This window comes from Deferrisoma camini S3R1 (assembly GCF_000526155.1).
Classification (GTDB): Bacteria; Desulfobacterota; Deferrisomatia; order Deferrisomatales; family Deferrisomataceae; genus Deferrisoma; species Deferrisoma camini.
This window is the reverse complement of the sequence record NZ_JAFN01000001.1, coordinates 1979596-1994977: the sequence shown is the minus strand read 5'-3', so window position 1 is coordinate 1994977 and position 15382 is coordinate 1979596. Positions and strand designations below refer to the sequence as shown.

The 15382-nt window shown below is 72.8% G+C and carries 16 protein-coding genes; 5 read left to right on the top strand and 11 right to left on the bottom strand.

The genetic code is table 11. From position 1 onward, the window contains the following. Nucleotides 1-529: 529 nt before the first annotated feature. The gene (locus tag DEFCA_RS0108775) at nucleotides 530-1912 is read right to left on the bottom strand and encodes a TldD/PmbA family protein (RefSeq protein WP_025322655.1); all 1383 of its coding nucleotides are present in this window, start codon (nucleotides 1910-1912) and stop codon (nucleotides 530-532) included. After that, nucleotides 1909-2163, bottom strand: a complete 255-nt coding sequence (locus DEFCA_RS23205) for a DUF4911 domain-containing protein (RefSeq protein ID WP_025322654.1) — start codon at nucleotides 2161-2163, stop codon at nucleotides 1909-1911. Before DEFCA_RS23205 ends, DEFCA_RS0108775 begins: the two co-directional genes overlap by 4 nt. A gap of 158 nt (nucleotides 2164-2321) precedes the next feature. Between DEFCA_RS23205 and DEFCA_RS0108765 the strand changes: the two genes are divergently transcribed. Beyond that, a complete protein-coding gene (locus tag DEFCA_RS0108765; RefSeq protein WP_025322653.1) occupies nucleotides 2322-4097 on the top strand; it encodes a M3 family oligoendopeptidase in 1776 nt (591 codons plus the stop codon). A 43-nt stretch (nucleotides 4098-4140) separates the two neighbouring features. Here the strand turns inward: DEFCA_RS0108765 and DEFCA_RS0108760 are convergent, their stop codons facing one another. From DEFCA_RS0108760 to DEFCA_RS0108745, 4 genes are all read right to left on the bottom strand, one after another. Next, a complete protein-coding gene (locus DEFCA_RS0108760) occupies nucleotides 4141-5160 on the bottom strand; it encodes a ribonuclease Z (RefSeq protein ID WP_025322652.1) in 1020 nt (339 codons plus the stop codon). After that, the gene (locus DEFCA_RS0108755) at nucleotides 5130-6014 is read right to left on the bottom strand and encodes a 4Fe-4S binding protein (protein WP_025322651.1); all 885 of its coding nucleotides are present in this window, start codon (nucleotides 6012-6014) and stop codon (nucleotides 5130-5132) included. Before DEFCA_RS0108755 ends, DEFCA_RS0108760 begins: the two co-directional genes overlap by 31 nt. 4 nt (nucleotides 6015-6018) lie before the next feature. Further along, complete coding sequence (locus tag DEFCA_RS24115) at nucleotides 6019-6150, bottom strand: hypothetical protein (RefSeq protein ID WP_281173754.1); 132 nt, start codon at nucleotides 6148-6150, stop codon at nucleotides 6019-6021. A gap of 332 nt (nucleotides 6151-6482) precedes the next feature. Next, a complete protein-coding gene (locus DEFCA_RS0108745; protein ID WP_025322650.1) occupies nucleotides 6483-7196 on the bottom strand; it encodes a methyltransferase domain-containing protein in 714 nt (237 codons plus the stop codon). A gap of 83 nt (nucleotides 7197-7279) precedes the next feature. On the opposite strand from DEFCA_RS0108745, the gene DEFCA_RS20575 reads away from it, so the two are divergent. Then, nucleotides 7280-7936 (top strand): DUF3786 domain-containing protein, encoded by a 657-nt coding sequence (locus DEFCA_RS20575; RefSeq protein ID WP_025322649.1) that lies wholly within the window; start codon nucleotides 7280-7282, stop codon nucleotides 7934-7936. After that, nucleotides 7933-8706 carry a hypothetical protein gene (locus tag DEFCA_RS0108735; RefSeq protein ID WP_025322648.1) on the top strand — a complete coding sequence of 258 codons (774 nt, stop codon included), beginning with the start codon at nucleotides 7933-7935 and terminating at the stop codon, nucleotides 8704-8706. Before DEFCA_RS20575 ends, DEFCA_RS0108735 begins: the two co-directional genes overlap by 4 nt. 128 nt (nucleotides 8707-8834) lie before the next feature. On the opposite strand, the gene DEFCA_RS0108730 is transcribed toward DEFCA_RS0108735, so the two are convergent. From DEFCA_RS0108730 to DEFCA_RS19340, 5 genes are all read right to left on the bottom strand, one after another. Beyond that, nucleotides 8835-9578 (bottom strand): hypothetical protein, encoded by a 744-nt coding sequence (locus DEFCA_RS0108730; RefSeq protein WP_025322647.1) that lies wholly within the window; start codon nucleotides 9576-9578, stop codon nucleotides 8835-8837. A 1-nt stretch (nucleotide 9579) separates the two neighbouring features. Continuing rightward, entirely contained in the window at nucleotides 9580-10218 is a 639-nt protein-coding gene (locus DEFCA_RS0108725) for a hypothetical protein (protein WP_025322646.1), read from the bottom strand. Beyond that, nucleotides 10218-12365, bottom strand: coding sequence for an ethylbenzene dehydrogenase-related protein (locus DEFCA_RS24110; RefSeq protein ID WP_025322645.1), 2148 nt, complete (start codon nucleotides 12363-12365; stop codon nucleotides 10218-10220). The genes DEFCA_RS0108725 and DEFCA_RS24110 overlap by 1 nt, the downstream gene beginning before the upstream one ends. Then, nucleotides 12362-13000, bottom strand: coding sequence for a DUF4388 domain-containing protein (locus DEFCA_RS0108715; protein WP_025322644.1), 639 nt, complete (start codon nucleotides 12998-13000; stop codon nucleotides 12362-12364). The genes DEFCA_RS24110 and DEFCA_RS0108715 overlap by 4 nt, the downstream gene beginning before the upstream one ends. A 116-nt stretch (nucleotides 13001-13116) precedes the next feature. Then, nucleotides 13117-13326, bottom strand: a complete 210-nt coding sequence (locus DEFCA_RS19340) for a hypothetical protein (RefSeq protein WP_025322643.1) — start codon at nucleotides 13324-13326, stop codon at nucleotides 13117-13119. 484 nt (nucleotides 13327-13810) lie between these two features. On the opposite strand from DEFCA_RS19340, the gene yihA reads away from it, so the two are divergent. Next, on the top strand, nucleotides 13811-14428 hold the full coding sequence (gene yihA, locus DEFCA_RS0108705; RefSeq protein ID WP_084319000.1) for a ribosome biogenesis GTP-binding protein YihA/YsxC: 618 nt from the start codon (nucleotides 13811-13813) through the stop codon (nucleotides 14426-14428). After that, nucleotides 14421-15143: a (d)CMP kinase gene (cmk, locus tag DEFCA_RS0108700; RefSeq protein ID WP_025322641.1), complete on the top strand. Its 723-nt coding sequence runs from the start codon at nucleotides 14421-14423 to the stop codon at nucleotides 15141-15143. The genes yihA and cmk overlap by 8 nt, the downstream gene beginning before the upstream one ends. Nucleotides 15144-15382 lie beyond the last annotated feature (239 nt).

Below are 15382 nucleotides of genomic sequence, written 5' to 3'. Positions count from 1 at the left end.
TCTCGGACTCTCCCACGTTCTAGGAGCCATCTCACCTCTTCGCCTATACCTCATGTCCCGGGGGCAGGGGGCCTGGATTCGGCTAGGCGGCTGGGCAGTTAGGCGGCCTAGCGGCTCCTGATCCTCGACTCCAATGCCTCGGGGGCATGGTGGCTCGAGGAACACCAGTCTAAATCGTAAAACCTACCGAAATTTAGATGGTTTCTAGTGTTTCGTTTCGCAAAAACGGTTGCGGATTGCCTCGGTGGGGCTGGGGGCTCTGACGAAGCGCGACGGCCGAGCAGTTCGGGCCGCCCGGCGCCAGGGGAGCGGCCGCGGCGCGTGCTCTCACGCGCCGCAGCGGACCGCGCCGAGGCGGCCCCTGCGAGGCCGTTCAGCGAAGGAGGGGCCCCCAGCCCCACCCCCAGGGAACGCAACGAGATTTTGGAAACGATCCACTAGTCTCTGGTCTCCGCCCCCGACACTCCCGCATGGCCGGAGGCAGACCCCATGGCCCGCCTCCGGCGAACTCGCCTCCTTTTCCGCCGGGTCAACAGCCTGCCTCGCCGCCCACCACCATCTCGGGGATCCGCAGGGTGGGTTGGGCGTCGGCCACGGGCACCCCCTGGCCGTCCTTGCCGCAGGTGCCCACCGAGAACCCCAGGTCCGAACCGACCCGGTCGATCTCCCGGAGCACCCGGGGGCCGTTGCCCACCAAGGTGGCTCCCCGCACCGGCTCGCCCACCCGGCCGCTCTCGATCCGGAACCCCTCCGCCACCTCGAACACGAAGTCCCCGCTCACCGTGTCCACCTGGCCCCCGCCCATGCGGGTCACGTACAGGCCCGTGGGGGTCTCGCGCAGGATCTCCTCCGGGTCGTGGGGCCCGGGGGCGATCAGGGTGTTCCCCATGCGGGGGATCGGCCGGTGGGCGAACGACTCCCGCCGGCCGTGGCCGGTGGGCCGGGCCCCCATGCGGCGGGCCGTGGTGCGGCTGTGGAGGAAGCCCTTGAGGACGCCCCGTTCCACCAGCACGGTCCGCTGGGCCGGGGTTCCCTCGTCGTCAAACCGGTAGGACCCCCGCCGCCCGGGCAATGTGGGGTCGTCCACCACCGTTACGAGCTCCGATGCCACGGTCTCCCCGACCCGGCCCGCGTACACCGAGTGCCCCTGCAGCACCAGGTCGGCCTCCAGACCGTGGCCCACGGCCTCGTGCACCATGGTGCCCCCCGCCTGGCTGGCCAGCACCACCGGCATCCGGCCGGCCGGGGCCCGGGGCGCCGAGAGGAGCCGCACGGCCCTGCGGGTCGCGGTCACCGCCAGCTCCTCGGGCGGCTGCTCGTCGAACACCTCCCAGCCCCTGGTGGCGGCCACGGCCTCGTACCCGGTCTGGACCACCTCGCCGTCTCGGGCCACCACCAGGACGCCCAAATAGAACCCGGTACGCAGGTCCCGCACCGGCGGGCCGTCGGACGGCGCGACCCACACCTCCTGGGCGTGGTCCTGGTAGATCACCCGCACCTGCGCCACCCGGCGGTCCACGGCCCGGGCCGCTCGGTCGAGCCGGCGTGCCAGGTCGGCGCGGGCGGCCAGGTCGAGGCCCGCGAACGGATCCCTGCCCGGCCCCGCCAGGGGCGCGACGGCGCCGGAGGCCACCACGGCCGGCTCCGAGCCGGGCCGGAGCCGCGCCACCTCCCGAGCCAGCTCCTCCAGGGACGAGGGGTCGGGCCCGGTCTGGTGGCCGTAGACCTCGTGCTCCCCCTCGACCACCCGGATGCCTGCCCCGTGCCGGATGCCGGCGCGGGCCTCCTCGACCCGGCCCGCCTCCAGCACCACGGTGGCGCTGCGGGCCTTCTCCCAGTACACTTCCGCCAGATCCCCGCCCCGGGCGAGGGCCAGCCGGATCACCCGGCCGGGGGCGAAGGGGGCCGTCACGCCGTCCCTCCAGGGCCGAGGGTTCCCCGCCCGACCACCCGCAGCGGGACCTCCTCGGCCAAGGCCTCCAACACCCGATCCAGCTCCTCGGCACGGTCCTCGGTGCTGAGGAGCCGGACCCGGCCGGAGGGGTCCTCCACCGTGGACGCGAGGCAAAGACCGTCGTAGGCGTCGAGGGTGTAGCGCACGAAGTAGATGTGGGAGTGGGGGACCCGGCACTCCACCCAGATCTCCCGGGGAACCTCGGCCATGACACCTCCTTTCGATGCCGGTAGCATAGCCGATCCGCCCGCCCACGGGAACCGACCGGCCGCGGCTCTCCAACAGACCGCGTGATCCCGAGCCGTGATGCCGTGATGCCGTGGCGCCGAAGGCCCGACCAACGACCGCAGTTACTGGGAGCGATCCGATGCGTGCAACCGACCTTCCCCGATGGGACCTGAACCACCTGTACGCCGGCTCGGACGACCCCGCCCTGGAGGCGGACATCGAGGCCATCGAGCCCGCCGCCCTGCGTTTCCGGGAGGCCTGGAGGGGCAGGGTGGGGGAGGCCGGCGCCCCCGACCTGGCCCGGGCGGTACGGGAGTACGAGGCCGCGATGGGGGCCCCCCTGCGGCCGTACGCGTTCGCACACCTTCGGTTCGCGGCCGACTCGTCCGACCCCGGCAGCGTGGCCCTGCTCCAGCGGGTCAAGGAGGCGGCCACCCGGGCCCACCGGCACACGGTGTTCTTCGACCTGGAGCTCGACCGGATCGACGACCCCGCGTTCGATCGGGCCCTGGCCCACCCGGACCTGGGCCGGTACCGCCACTACCTGGCCCACTCCCGGGCCCTCCGGCCCCATCGGCTCTCCGAGGCGGAGGAGGAGATCCTGACGCTGAAGGACCTCGTGGGTCGCTCGGCGTTCGTGCAGCTCTACGACCAGCTCACCTCGTCGTTCCGCTACCGGTTCGAGCTGGACGGGGAGGAGCGGGATCTGACCGGGCCGGAACTCCTGGCCCTGCTCAAGCACCCCGACCGGGGCGTTCGGCGGCGGGCCTACGAGACCTATCTGGGGGCCTACGAGGCCCAGCGGGTGACCCTGACCTCGGTGTGGAACGCCTTGGTCCTCGACCACCGACAGACCCTGGAGCTGCGGCGGTACCAGGACCCCATGGAGCCCGTGCACCTCCGCAACGAACTCACCCCGAGGGCGGTGGAGACCCTCAGGGAGGTGACCCGGGCCCACTACGGCCTGGCCCGGCGGTACTATCGGTGGAAGGCCCGGGTCCTGGGGGTGGACCGGCTGTGGAGCACCGACCTGGTGGCGCCGTTGCCCGGGCCCGAGCCCGAGGCGGTGCCGTTCGAGCGGGCCCGGGCCTGGGTGCTGGAGGCCTACGCCGGGTTCGCGGGCGAGTTCGAGGAGATCGCCCGGGGGTTCTTCGAGGAGGGGCGCATCGACGCCGCGCCCCGGCCCGGCAAGGCGGGGGGGGCGTTCTGCATGGGCGTCGCGCCCGATCTGCCGGTGTACGTGCTCATGAACTACACCGGCAAGCTCCGGGACGCGGCCACCCTGGCCCACGAGCTGGGTCACGGCATCCACTTCACCCTGGCCCGGGCCCAGCCGCTCCTGGAGTACTCCCCCGTGCTTCCCATGGCCGAGACGGCCAGCGTGTTCGGCGAGCTCCTGCTGGCCCGCCGCCTCGAGGCCGAGGACCTGGACCCGGTGCTGCGGCGCAACCTCCTGGCCGAGCGGGTGGAGGACGTGATCGCCACCACCTTCCGCCAGAACCTCTACGTGGAGTTCGAGTACCGTGCCCACCGGCAGGGGGGGTACCTGTCGGACGAGCGGCTGTGCGAGCTGTGGCTCGGGGCCTTGGACGAGGCGTACGGCGACGCCGTGGAGCAGGTGCCGGCCGCGCGCTGGGCGTGGAGCGCCATCCCCCACTTCGTGCACACCCGGTTCTACTGCTACGCCTACGTGTTCGGCGAGCTGCTGGTGCTGGCCCTGTACCGCCGGTACCAGGAGGAGGGGGCGGCCTTCGTGCCGAAGCTCCGGGAGCTGCTGGCCGCGGGCGGAAGCCGGTCTCCGGCTGAGCTGGTGGCCGGCCTGGGCTACGACCTGGAGGACCCCGGGTTCTGGGCGGGAGGGTACGAGGTGCTGGAGGCGATGATCTCGGCCCTGGAGGAGGGCGGAGGGGGTTGACCCCCCGGAGGTGGGGCGGCCCGCGGGCCGGGCCTGCCCCCTGTCACGGCCCAAGCCCCACCGGGCCCCCGAAGGCCTCGGCAGCCTCGGCGAGGAGCTCGGGCTCCCGGCCCCGGTACTTGGGGGAGAAGTGGAAAATGCGAAGCTCCCCCACCCCGGCCCTGCGGGCGAGTTCTCCGGCCTGGGCGGCGGTGAGGTGGTAACGCTCCCGGGCCCGTCGGGCGTCCTCCTCGAGGAACGCGGCCTCGCAGTAGAGGAGGTGGGCGTCCCGGGCCAGGGCCACGGCCCGGGAGAGGCCGGGCTCGGTCCATAGGCAGTCGGCCACGTAGGCCAGCTTTTGGCCCCGGGTGAGCCGGATCACGCCGCGCTCCAGGAGCTCGCCCACGGGGGCGGTTCGGCCGTCCGGGAGCCGCACCTCGTGGTCGGGGCCGCTGCCGGCCTGGACCGCCCGCTTGGCCGGCCTGAGCCAGGGGCCCGGTTCGAGCCCGAGCCGGTCCAGGGCGTCCCGGGCCACGTTCACGTGGACCGGCTCCTCCAGCCGGAACGCGAGGCAGGGCACCTGGTGGTCCAGCTCGGCGGCCACGACCCGAAAGGCGGTCTCGGCGTGCACGATCCGAAGACCCGGCTCCACCTCGGCCAGGTCCACGGGTCCCTGGTCCTGGCGGGGGAACCCTTCCCGGCAGGGGAACGCCCACAGCCGGCCCTGGCCGTTTCCCCACTCCAGCACCTCCAGCCGGAACGCCTGATCGTAGGTGTGCACCAGGTTCCAGGTGTACCCCCGGAGCTTCCCCTCCACCCGCTCCGCGATGCCCGGGGGGCCCACCACCCGGAACACCCGTTCCCTGCCGAGGCTGTAGCGGATCACCGTGTCCATGCCGCAGAAGTGGTCCATGTGGGCGTGGGTCACGAAGGCGTGGGTGGCCTTGAGCACGGGCCGGGCGGGGAGGTCGTGCAGGTCCCCCAGGTCCAGGAACAGGTTGCGGCCGTGGCCCAGCAGCCGCACCAGGACCACGGGATCGCCGAACGGGCCGTTCACGAGCCGGGGGTGGAAGGTGGGGCGCACGGGGTCTTTCGCTCCAGCCGCCGGGAGCCCACGGCCGCGGTGAGGGCGCCGGTGGGGCAGGCTTGGGTCGCACAGGTGAGGCACCGCAGGCACGCGGCCCGGTCGGGCTCCCGGCGGGGGTCGAGCCCGACCCGGCAGGCCTCGACGCAGCGGCCGCACTCGGTGCAGAGATCCGGGTCGTGGTCCACCCGGAGCAGGCTCCACCGGTTCAGCATCCCGTAGATGGCCCCCAACGGGCACAGGGTGCGGCAGTAGGGCCGGTAGGCCACCACGGCCCACCCCAGCACGCCCGCCAGGAGGCCGATCTTGATCCACAGCCACAGCCCGATCTGCTCCTGGAGTGCCGGCATCAGGAAGAACAGCCCGCCGGCCTCCAGGGTCCCGGCGGGGCAGACCGCCCGGCAGAACCAGGGCTCGCCGTACCCCATGGGGCCGGTGAGAAGCAGGGGGAGGCCCACGGCGAACACGGCCAGCACGGCGTAGCGCAGCCCGCCGAGGATCCGGGGCACCCGGAACTTGGGGGAGGGGATCCGGTGGAGCCCTTCCTGCAGGAACCCGAACGGGCACAGCCAGCCGCACGCGGCCCGTCCCCCCAGGAGCCCCACCGCGGCCAGGAACCCGAACACGTAGAACCCCAGCCGGTAGGTTCCCCACCGTAGCGCCGGCCGCCACCCGGCCAGGAAGTGCTGGAGCGTGCCCAGGGGGCAGGCCAGGACCGCAGCCGGGCAGGAGTAGCAGTTGAGCCCGGGGGTGCAGAACTTCTTGAGGGGGCCCTGGTAGAGGGTGCGAGTCCAGGGAAACGCCCAGTAGGCGTTCTGCAGGAGCGCCGACGCGGCCTGGACCCACCGGCGCATCGCCTTAGCCGATCCCCATGCAGGCCAGGCACACGGTGGCCGCGTTCATGAGCACCTGGGTGGCCTCTCCCAGGTACCACCCCAGGGCCACCGCCGCCCCCGCCAATCCCAAGCCGGTCCACCACATCCAACGCATGGCACGCTCCCTGCGGATCCCCCTGCGGGAGCGCGCATTCTACCAGAATCCGCCCGATTCTCCCAAACCTACCTGGTTTCGCGGGGTGGGTTCGGGCCCAGATCAAACGACGGAAACGGGGTGCCCGTCCGCCCCTTCCGCGCCCCGTTCGTCGGCTCATGCCAAGTTGCGTTCCAAGCTATCGGCCCCTTGCCCCGCCCCCGGATGCGGGTCCGATGGATGGCAACATGGGGCTGAGTGCCGGATGCAGCGTAAGCCGGATGCCGCACTCGCGCACGGCCGGAAGCAGGCCCCCACCCCGTACCCCGGCAATACGTTTGAAGGTCTTACGATCAGGCCCGCCTTGCCCGGATCAAGGCCCGGGCCAGGGGAGGAAACTCTTCGAGGATCTCGATTCGGGGCTCAGAGAAACCGGCCCGCAGGAGCCGTTCGTGCCATCGAGCCGGCGGGTCGGCGCCGGCCACGCACCATGCCCAGGCCTCGGGCTGCTCCCGCACCTCCGGTGGGATCTCCCCCACGGCCACCAGGTCGGCCACCAGCAGCCACCCCTCGGGGGCCAGGATTCGTCTCGTCTCGCGGAGGAGTTCGTCCCTCTGCGGGACCAGGTTCGCGGCGCCGTTCAGCAGCGCCCACCGGAACGCGCCGGAGCGAAGCGGCAGATGGGGCAAGACCGCCCGCACCGGCCGGAGCGGGAGGCCGGGCGCCTCACGAAGGGAGCCGGCGAGCCGGGCCACCATGGCGGCCGAGGCGTCCAGCGCCGCCACCTCGTGGCCCCGTCGGGCCAGGATCCAGGCGTCGAGCCCGGCCCCGCATCCCAGGTCGGCCACCGGGCCCGGGCCCGCCACCTCGGGCGCCAAGCGCCCGGCGCCCACGAACGCCCCTCGCACCGCTTCGGGGACCCCGGCCAGGTCCCCTGGCGGGTACCCGAGCTGCCGGGCCAGGTCGGCGCCCACGGGAAACCCGAGCCCCTCCGGGGGGCGGGAGCCCTCCCGGGCGGTGCGGTCGTACACGGCGAGAATCTGGGCTCGGAGCCGGTCCGGGTCCATCACGGGGCCTCGTCGGGTTTCTCGAAGGCGGCCTTTTCCCCTAGAATCGTCCCAGAGGATACCCTGGCCCCGGAGGACCCACAATGGCCGATGCCCCCCTGAACCCCGAGGAGAACCGGCGCTACGCTAGGGCCGAGGACCTGCACCCCGCCCACTGGGAACGGCTCTCGGCCCGGGACCCGGTCGAGGCGGCGCGGGCCGCCGGCGCGCAATGGGACGGCGGAGCCTTCCTGCTGTCGATCCTCGGCCGGCAGCTGGAGGTGGTGCCGGCGGAGCGGCTCGTCCGATTCGCGGGGGAGCCCGGCCGGCCGGTGGGATACCAAAGGGCCCTGGTGGCCGTGGCCTACCTGGCCGGTGCGCTCGAGGCGCCCGTGAGGGGGGAGTGGGTGCGGTTTCGGGACCTGCCCGGCGGGGATGCGTTCTTCCGGGGGCCCCACGCCCTGCCCACGCCCCGGCTGGAAGCGGCGTTCGGCCCGGACCCGGCCGGGCTGCGGGAAGCGGCCCGCGGCGCGGGGGGGCGGCCGGTGGCGGGAGCGGACGCGGCCGCGGAGCTCCCCGCCCTTCCCCGGGTGCCGGTGCGGGTGCTCGTGTGGGCCGCCACCGACGAGTTCCCGGCCTCCGCCACCCTGCTCACGGACGCCCGGGCCCACCTGCACCTGGCCCTCGACGTGCTGTGGGCCCTGGCCAACGTGACCGTGTCCGATCTCGTCCGCAGGGCCGGCCGCGGGGGTGCCCCGTGAACCGGCTGGTGGCGGCGGCCCTGGCTCTGGCGTGGCTCGCTGCTCCGGTCCGCAGCCGCGCCGAGTGGCCGTACCTGACCGAGGAGGCCTCCACCCTGAGGGAAGGCGGATGGAGCGCGTCCGTGGGGGTGAGCCACACCTGGCAGGACAGCCGGCTCCTGCGGGGCGGGAAAGGGGTGCTGTGGACCTTCCCCGAGGTGGAGGCGAGTCTGGGGGTGGGCCCCCACGCGGAGGTGTCGGCTCAGTACGAGCTCCTGTGGTTCGATCCGGCCGGTGGAGGGGAGGCGGCGTACGAGTCGGGGGACGTGCGGCTGTGGACCAAGCTCGCCCTGTTCCCGAACACGCTCAAGGGGTTCAGCTTCCGGTTCGGGGTGAAGCTGCCCAACGCATCGGACCGCAGGGGGCTGGGTACGGACGAGACGGACGCGTTCCTCACCGGCCTGTGGGACGTGTCGGTGGGACCGGTTCTCGTGTCTTTGAACGCGGGGCTCGGGATCCTGGGCGACCGCTCCAAGGTGGGGTCCCAGGACGACGTGTTCACCTGGGGGGCCTGCGCCCGGCTGCCCCTGCTCGGGGGGCGGTTCCGGGTGGGCGTGGACGCGGCGGGGTACTCGGGGCCCTACGGCATCCGCCGGAAACGGGACTTCGCCACCTACGGTCTGGTGCTCGACTGGGTGCTGGGCCGGTGGCGCCTGAGCCTGGGGGGCCGCCGGGGGACCCAGGACGCGCTGTCGTGGGGCTGGATCGCTGGTCTGACCTACCAGAGATGAGCTCCGCTAGCGAACCGCTTGCGGGGCATGGGGTCTACCTCCGGCCGCGCGCGGCACTCCACCAGGCCCCAAGGCTTCCCAGCTTCCCAGCTTCCTAGCCTCCCAGCGGGCCGAAGGCCCAAAAGGGCTCAGTGGGGCCGGAACGGGCCCACCTGGTAGTGGAGCCCCTGGTCCCGGAACACGGCCTCGGCCGCGTGGACCGCCGGGAGCCCCAGGGCGTGGACGCCCACCAGGGCCCCCGCCCGCAGCACGGGGAACAGGTCGCCCACGTGGGCCACGGCGAGGTCCTCGAGGGCCTTGCGGGCGTCGGGGCGGTCCAGCGCGGCGGGCGGGGCCAGCGACACCTCCCGGATCTCGCCGGGTTCGGCCGGGATCCCGTCGGGACCCATGCCCAGGCCGTCCAGGTACTCCTGGGTCACGTTGAGAACGGCGCTCCAGCCGGCCGGCGGCCGGAGCCCGGCCAGCAACTCCACGAACTCGGTCTGCAACCGTAGGCTGCGGACCCGGGCGGCCCGGTCGAACGGGCTGTAGGGGTCGGAGGGGTTCCAGTAGGGCCGCAGCAGGAGCACCGGAGGTCGGGGGACCCAGAACCCCTGGAGGAACGATCGGAACGGGGTTCCGCCGTGGAGCTCGGCGGTGCGGGCGGGGTGGGCCTCGAGTCCGGCCATCAGGAGCTCGCGGGTGTCCGGATTCCAGTACAGGCGCCGCACCGGGTGCTCGGGGCTCCGGGCCGGCCAGGCCGGGGGGAACACCGCGTCGGGTTCGTAGCGTTCGAACACGCTGCTCGGCACCCGCACCACCACCTCACCCCCCCGGCTGAGCTCGTAGCGGTCGCCCTTGGCCTCGATGGTCACGGGCTCGTAACGGCCCATCTCACAGCCCCAGGATCAGGTCTTGGAACCGTCGCCACCACCGTGCCAGCGCGAACACGGTGATCAGGCTCACCCCCAGGGTGCCCACCGCGGCCCAGCGGGCCCACCGGGCCACCCGCACGGCCGCCTTGCCCCGGCGGCGGATGGTGGACAGGGCGTCGGTCGCGATCTTCTCGGCGCGTCGCCCCACCTCGGCCCCCAGCCGCACCGCCGTGGCCCCGTACTCCTGGATCCGGGCCCAGTCCCGGGTGCCCCCCGTGGTGCTGGGCAGGAGTTCGAGCACCTTTCGGTATCGCCGCACGTCCGTGTCCATGGCGTCCAGGTCGTCCGCCATGGCCCGGGTCCCCGGCAGGGTGCGGGCCCGGGCCACCTGCTCGCTCAGCCGGTCCAGGTGCTGCAGGGCCGGGGTCACGTCGTCCGCGAACTCGGCCAGGTAACGGAACATCTCCCGCTGGGCGGCCAGGATCTCGGCCCGGATCTCCCCCGTCACCTCCACCACCGGCCGGGCCCGCTCCACCGCGTCGGTCACGGAGCGCTCGACCATCCAGCTGCCCACCAGCACCCCGCCGTTGGTGGCGACCAGGAGGGCCACCAGGAAGAAGAACCACCGCCGGATCTGAACCCCAGCCGGTTTTCCCATCAGCGCCTCGTTTCGATCTCGAGCCGAACCACCCCGCTCGTGCTGTGGCGGTCCTTCTCACTGCGGTCGTACACGGCGAACGCCAGGGGGTATGCCTTGCCGGGCACCAGCTCCACGTCGTCCGCGTTGCCCGTGCGAAGCCGTCGCTCCATCTCCACCGACCAGACCCCCTCGGCCCACACGGCCTTGGCGGTCACGTCGGCCCGGCTGCCCGCGGCCCGCGAGGGCTTGTAGCTGGGCACCACCGAGCCCTGAAACTCCACCGGCACGAAAAAGGACCACGGGTAGGCTCCCACGTCCGGCTCCTCGCGGATCCACAGTTGCCCGGACCCGTCCCGGGAGGGGTAGGGGTTGGAACGGGGCATGCGGGTGCGGCTGATCTGGAGCCGGCCGTCCGAGGCGTACCCGGACAGGTCCGACCAGAACGCCCTCCACACCCACATGTCGGCCTCCAGGTCCCGGCCCTGGAGCATGCAGGGGTCCTGGATCTGGGGGTCGCCGTAGATGGCCACTGCCAGGCCGTCGTCGGCCTGCTCGTTCTGGTGGTAGGCGTTGCGGGCGGGGTCCCACACCCAAGGACGGTACAAGGCGTCCCGGGTTGGGTCCTCCCACCGCACCAACAGCGCGATCCGCTCCCCGTCGTGCACAGCCCGCACCCGCAGCGTGCGGCCGGAGGGGGCCACGTCCACCTCGAGCTCCGAGGCCTGGGCCCACACCGGGTCCGACGGGTTCCCGTCCACCGCGGGGAGCCGGGAGACCCACGCCGCCCGGAGCACCCCCGCCTCGTTGGGGGCCACCGGCTCCGACGCGGCCGGCTCGGGGGGCGCCGGCGGGGCCCGCAGCCGCGCCAACAGCTTGCGAACCTTGCTCTCGTGGGGGCTCCGGGGCCATGCCTTCAGGAAGGCGGCCAGCGCCTCCTCGGTGCCCTGGTCCACGGCCCGCTGGTAGTCGGCCTCCATCCGGCGGCGCCGGAGCTCCCGGGCCTCCCGCCGGGCCTCCTCCCGGTGCCTGCCCTTGGGGAACCGGCCCAGGTACTCCTCCAGGCGGCGCTCGTCGCCCCGGGCCTGAGCGAACGCCCGGTCGTCCTCCTCGATGCGGCGCAGGCGCTTCTTGGCCTCGGCCGCTTCGGGCGCATCGGGATAGGCCGCCAGGAAGATGCGGTACGCCTCGGCCGTGTCCAGCTTCCGGGCCTCGGCGTAGGCCTTCGCTCGGCGGCGTTTCTCGGCCTCCTGGGCCTTGCGCTCGGCCGTCAGCTGCCGGCGCCGGGCCTCGATGGCCTGGATCCGGGCCTCGATCTCGGCCCGGTGGGAGGACTCGGGGAAATGGTCCAGGAAGGCCCGGTACACCTCCTCGGTGTCCCGCCGCAGGGCCTGGTGGTAGGCCAGGTTCTCGCGCAGCTCGTCGGCCCGGGCCCGGGCCTCGTCGGCCTGGGGCGCGTCGGGGTACCGCTCGAGGAACCGCACGTAGGCCTGCAGGGTGTCCTCCCGGCGGGCCGCGTCCCACGCCTCGGCCGCCTCGTCGGCCGGGCTGGGCTCGGCAGGGGGCGAGGGGGCCGCCGGGGGGGGCGCGGCGGTCTCGGCCACGGGGCGGGCCGGTGCCGGCGGCGCCACGGCCTGGATCTTCACCTCGACCTCGGCCTCGGCCGGCGTGGCGGGGGCCTCGGCCGGCTCCGGCGGGGGAGGTTGGGGCTCGGGTTGGGTTTCGGGTGGGGGGGGCGGGGGCGCCTTCTGGGCCGTGGGGGCGGGGAACTCGCCCGCGTACCGGAGCTTCAGGATCACCTCGTTGCCCTGGGTCTCCACCCCCAGGCTCTCCACCATGGGGTCCGCCCGGGTCAGGGCCTGCAGGGTCTCGGCGAGCCGTACCCCCATGGCCATGCGATAGAAGTCGTGTTTCGATCCGATCAGCCGCAGCTCGGCCCGGTCCGGCCCGTTCCGGAATCCGAACGTCACGGTGATGGAGTCTCCGTCGTGGGCGACGTCGAAGTGGGACAGGGAGGGGTTCAGCCGCTTCACCTGGCTGCGCAGCTCCAGGTACTTGCGGTTCTGGGAGTCGGACGCGATGTCGTAGATGATGTTCTTGGTCAGCCGGATCTCCAGGTCCGCGGCCCGGGCGAGGGGGGCCAGCGTGCACAGGACGGCCGCGATCATCCCCCAGAGGCGCCATCCCCCCCATCGAGGATGGTGCGGATCCGGGCTGCCACGTCCCCGGCGGCCGAGTCGTCCAGGAACACCCGGACGTACTTCTCCACCCGGTCCGCCAGGTCCAGCAGGTCCTCCTTCGAATCTCCGCATCGGTTTACCGCCTCGATCAACCGTTTGGCGCGGCGGCCGAACCGCCGGCGCAGGAGTTCACGGATCTCTTTCTTGCACCGGCCCGGATCCGGGCCCGGTGTGGCAGGCGGAGCCTCGAACTGCAGGTCCCCGAAATCCTCGAGCAGGGGTGGGGCCTCGCCTTCGGCCGGCTCGGCCCGCCGGGACTCGTCCAGGACCCTGGCGGCCTCCATCACCAGGTTCGTCGCGTCCACGGTGATGGTGCGTTCGGGGGGCGGCTCGGACGAGTTGTGGAACTCGAACTGGCCGTCCTCGATTCGGAACAGCTCGTAGACCGCCTCTTCTCCCACGTGGTTGGGGGAGCGGGCATGGACCACCTCGCCTCGCACGAAGTGGATGGAAGCCTCGCCTCCCGGCCACACCACCCGCAGGACCCCCGTCTTCTGTCCGAAGGCGACCAGCTGGATGATGTCCGCGAGGCTGAAGTCTTTGAGGGTCCCTCGAAGTTCCACGCACGGCCCCCTTGGAAACGGTCCACTCTACGGTTCGTCGGCCCGGCCCCGATTCTTGAACCCGCCGGCAGGGACGGAGGTCTCCCTCGGGGCGCCCACCCCGGTCCCCGCGGCCGTCAGGAGCCCATCGCGCGCAGGGCGGCCTCCAGGGCCCTCCCCAGGGCTTGGGCCTCGGCCACGGCCTGTTCGAGGTGGTCCGCCACGTCCCCGAGCCCCGCCTCCCGGGCCCGCCGGGCCCATTGCCGGTAGGTGTCGGCGTGCGAGGCGTTGTGCTCGAGCCAGTGGGGGAGCAGGTGGGAGAGTTTGTCGCGGATCGGTTCGCTCATCGGACGTCGCCCCGGGAACGTGGAAGCTCAAATGCCCAAAGAAACCCGTATTCTTTCGGCCGGCCGGCGGACGTGTCAAGGGCAACCCCGAACGCCTCGCTTCCGGGGAAGCCCCCATCGGCCCTGTGGGGCCCTACAACGTGCGGCGTAACCGGACGCCTTCCCGCGGGGACAGGGGGCCTGCATTTCAGGGATCAGGAGTCGGTAGACAGAAGACAGTGGAAAACCTCTTCGGCGGTTCTCCTGTCTACTGTCTTCTGAATTCTGGCCCCTGATACGGCCACGCCCGGCGCTCCAACAGGCCCCCCGCCCCCGGGTTGGCGGGAGCCACTTGCCCTGGGGCCAGGAGACCGAAGACCGTCGACCGACGACCGTAGACCGAAGTTGCCATGGAAGACACGGGGGCCGGTTCTGTACTATCCTCCGGGCCGCGGTCCGCCAGGACCCGCCGGCTGCACCCCACCCGAGCGAGCGTACCGTACCGATGGGAACCCCGAGACCCAACGTCCGATTCTGGAAGAGCGCCGTGCGGTGGCAGGACGTCGCCCGCACCCCCTGGCCCCAGGTGGCCTTGGCCGGCCGGTCCAATGTGGGCAAGTCGTCCCTGGTGAACCTGCTGACCGGCCGGCGGAGGCTGGCCCGCACCTCCTCCACGCCGGGCCGCACCCAGACCCTCAACCTGTTCGTGGTGGACGAGCGGTTCGTGTTGGTGGATCTGCCGGGGTACGGGTACGCCCGGGCGCCGGTGGGGGTGGTGAGGGCCTGGACCCGAACCACCCGGGAGTTCGTGGCCCGCTCCGAGTCGTTGCGGGCGGTGGTGCTGCTGGTGGACATCCGGCGCGAACCCACGGACGACGACGTTCGGTTCGCGGATCTCGTGCGCGGGGCGGGCCGCCGGCTCCTGGTGGCGGTCACCAAGGCCGACAAGGTCCCCCGGGGCCGGCGGCCCGTCCACCTGCAGACCATCGCCGAGGGCCTGGGGATTCCCCGGCAGGAGATGGTGCTGACCTCGGCGAGGACCGGGGAGGGCCGGGCGGACCTGTGGCGGGCGATCCGGGAGCTGGCGGGGCGGGGGGCCGAGGAGGTGGGAGACGATGCGTGAGGTGGTCGCGATCGACGGGCCCTCGGGCGCGGGAAAGAGCACGGTGGCCCGGGCGGTGGCGAGGGCTCTGGGGTGGACCTACGTGGACACCGGCGCCATGTACCGGGCCGTGGGGCTCAAGGCCGACCGGCTGGGGGTGCCCCTGGACGACGATCCGGCCCTCGAGGAGCTCTGCCGGCACACCCGGATCGAGTTCCGCCGGGACGAGGCCGGCGAACCCCGGGTGTTCCTCGACGGCGAGGACGTGACCCAGGCGATCCGAGAGCACCGGGTGAGCGATCTGGCCTCGCGGGTGTCGGCCCGCAGGCCCGTGCGCGAGGCCATGGGCCGGTACCAGCGGCGGCTGGGCGAGGAGGCGCCTTCGGTGCTGGAGGGACGCGACATCGGCACCGTGATCTTCCCCGACGCCCGGGTCAAGGTGTTCCTCACCGCCTCCCCCGAGGAGCGGGCCCGCCGCCGCACAGAGGAGCTCGAGAGGCGGGGCCAGCCCCTGCCGTACGAGGAGGTGCTCCGGGACATCCTGGCCCGGGACGCCAACGACAGCTCCCGGGCCCACGCCCCGCTCCGGCCGGCTTCCGACGCGGTGGTGCTCGACACCACGGGGCTCGGCCCGGGCGAGGTCGTGGCCCGGATCGTGGCCCTGGTGCGAGGAGCCGGCCCGTCGGCAGACCCCATGCCCCCGGGCCGTGATGCCGTGACGCGCAGACCTGGTTGAACCGCCAGGAGGCAAAAGAGTTTTTGGCCTCCCAGCCTCCCAGCGTCCTAACGTCCCAGCGTCCCCCCCCGGCGGGCCGAAGGCGCGAAGAGCGGCCACGCCCGATCCTTCGGCCGTTTCCGCCTTTTCCCGTTGTTTCGCCGAAGGGGCATGTGTTACCCTGCCCGACCGTGCCTACGGCACGGCAACACCCGAACAAAAGGGCCCTGGCGGGCCTTTTTGAATCCAAAAGGTAGGAG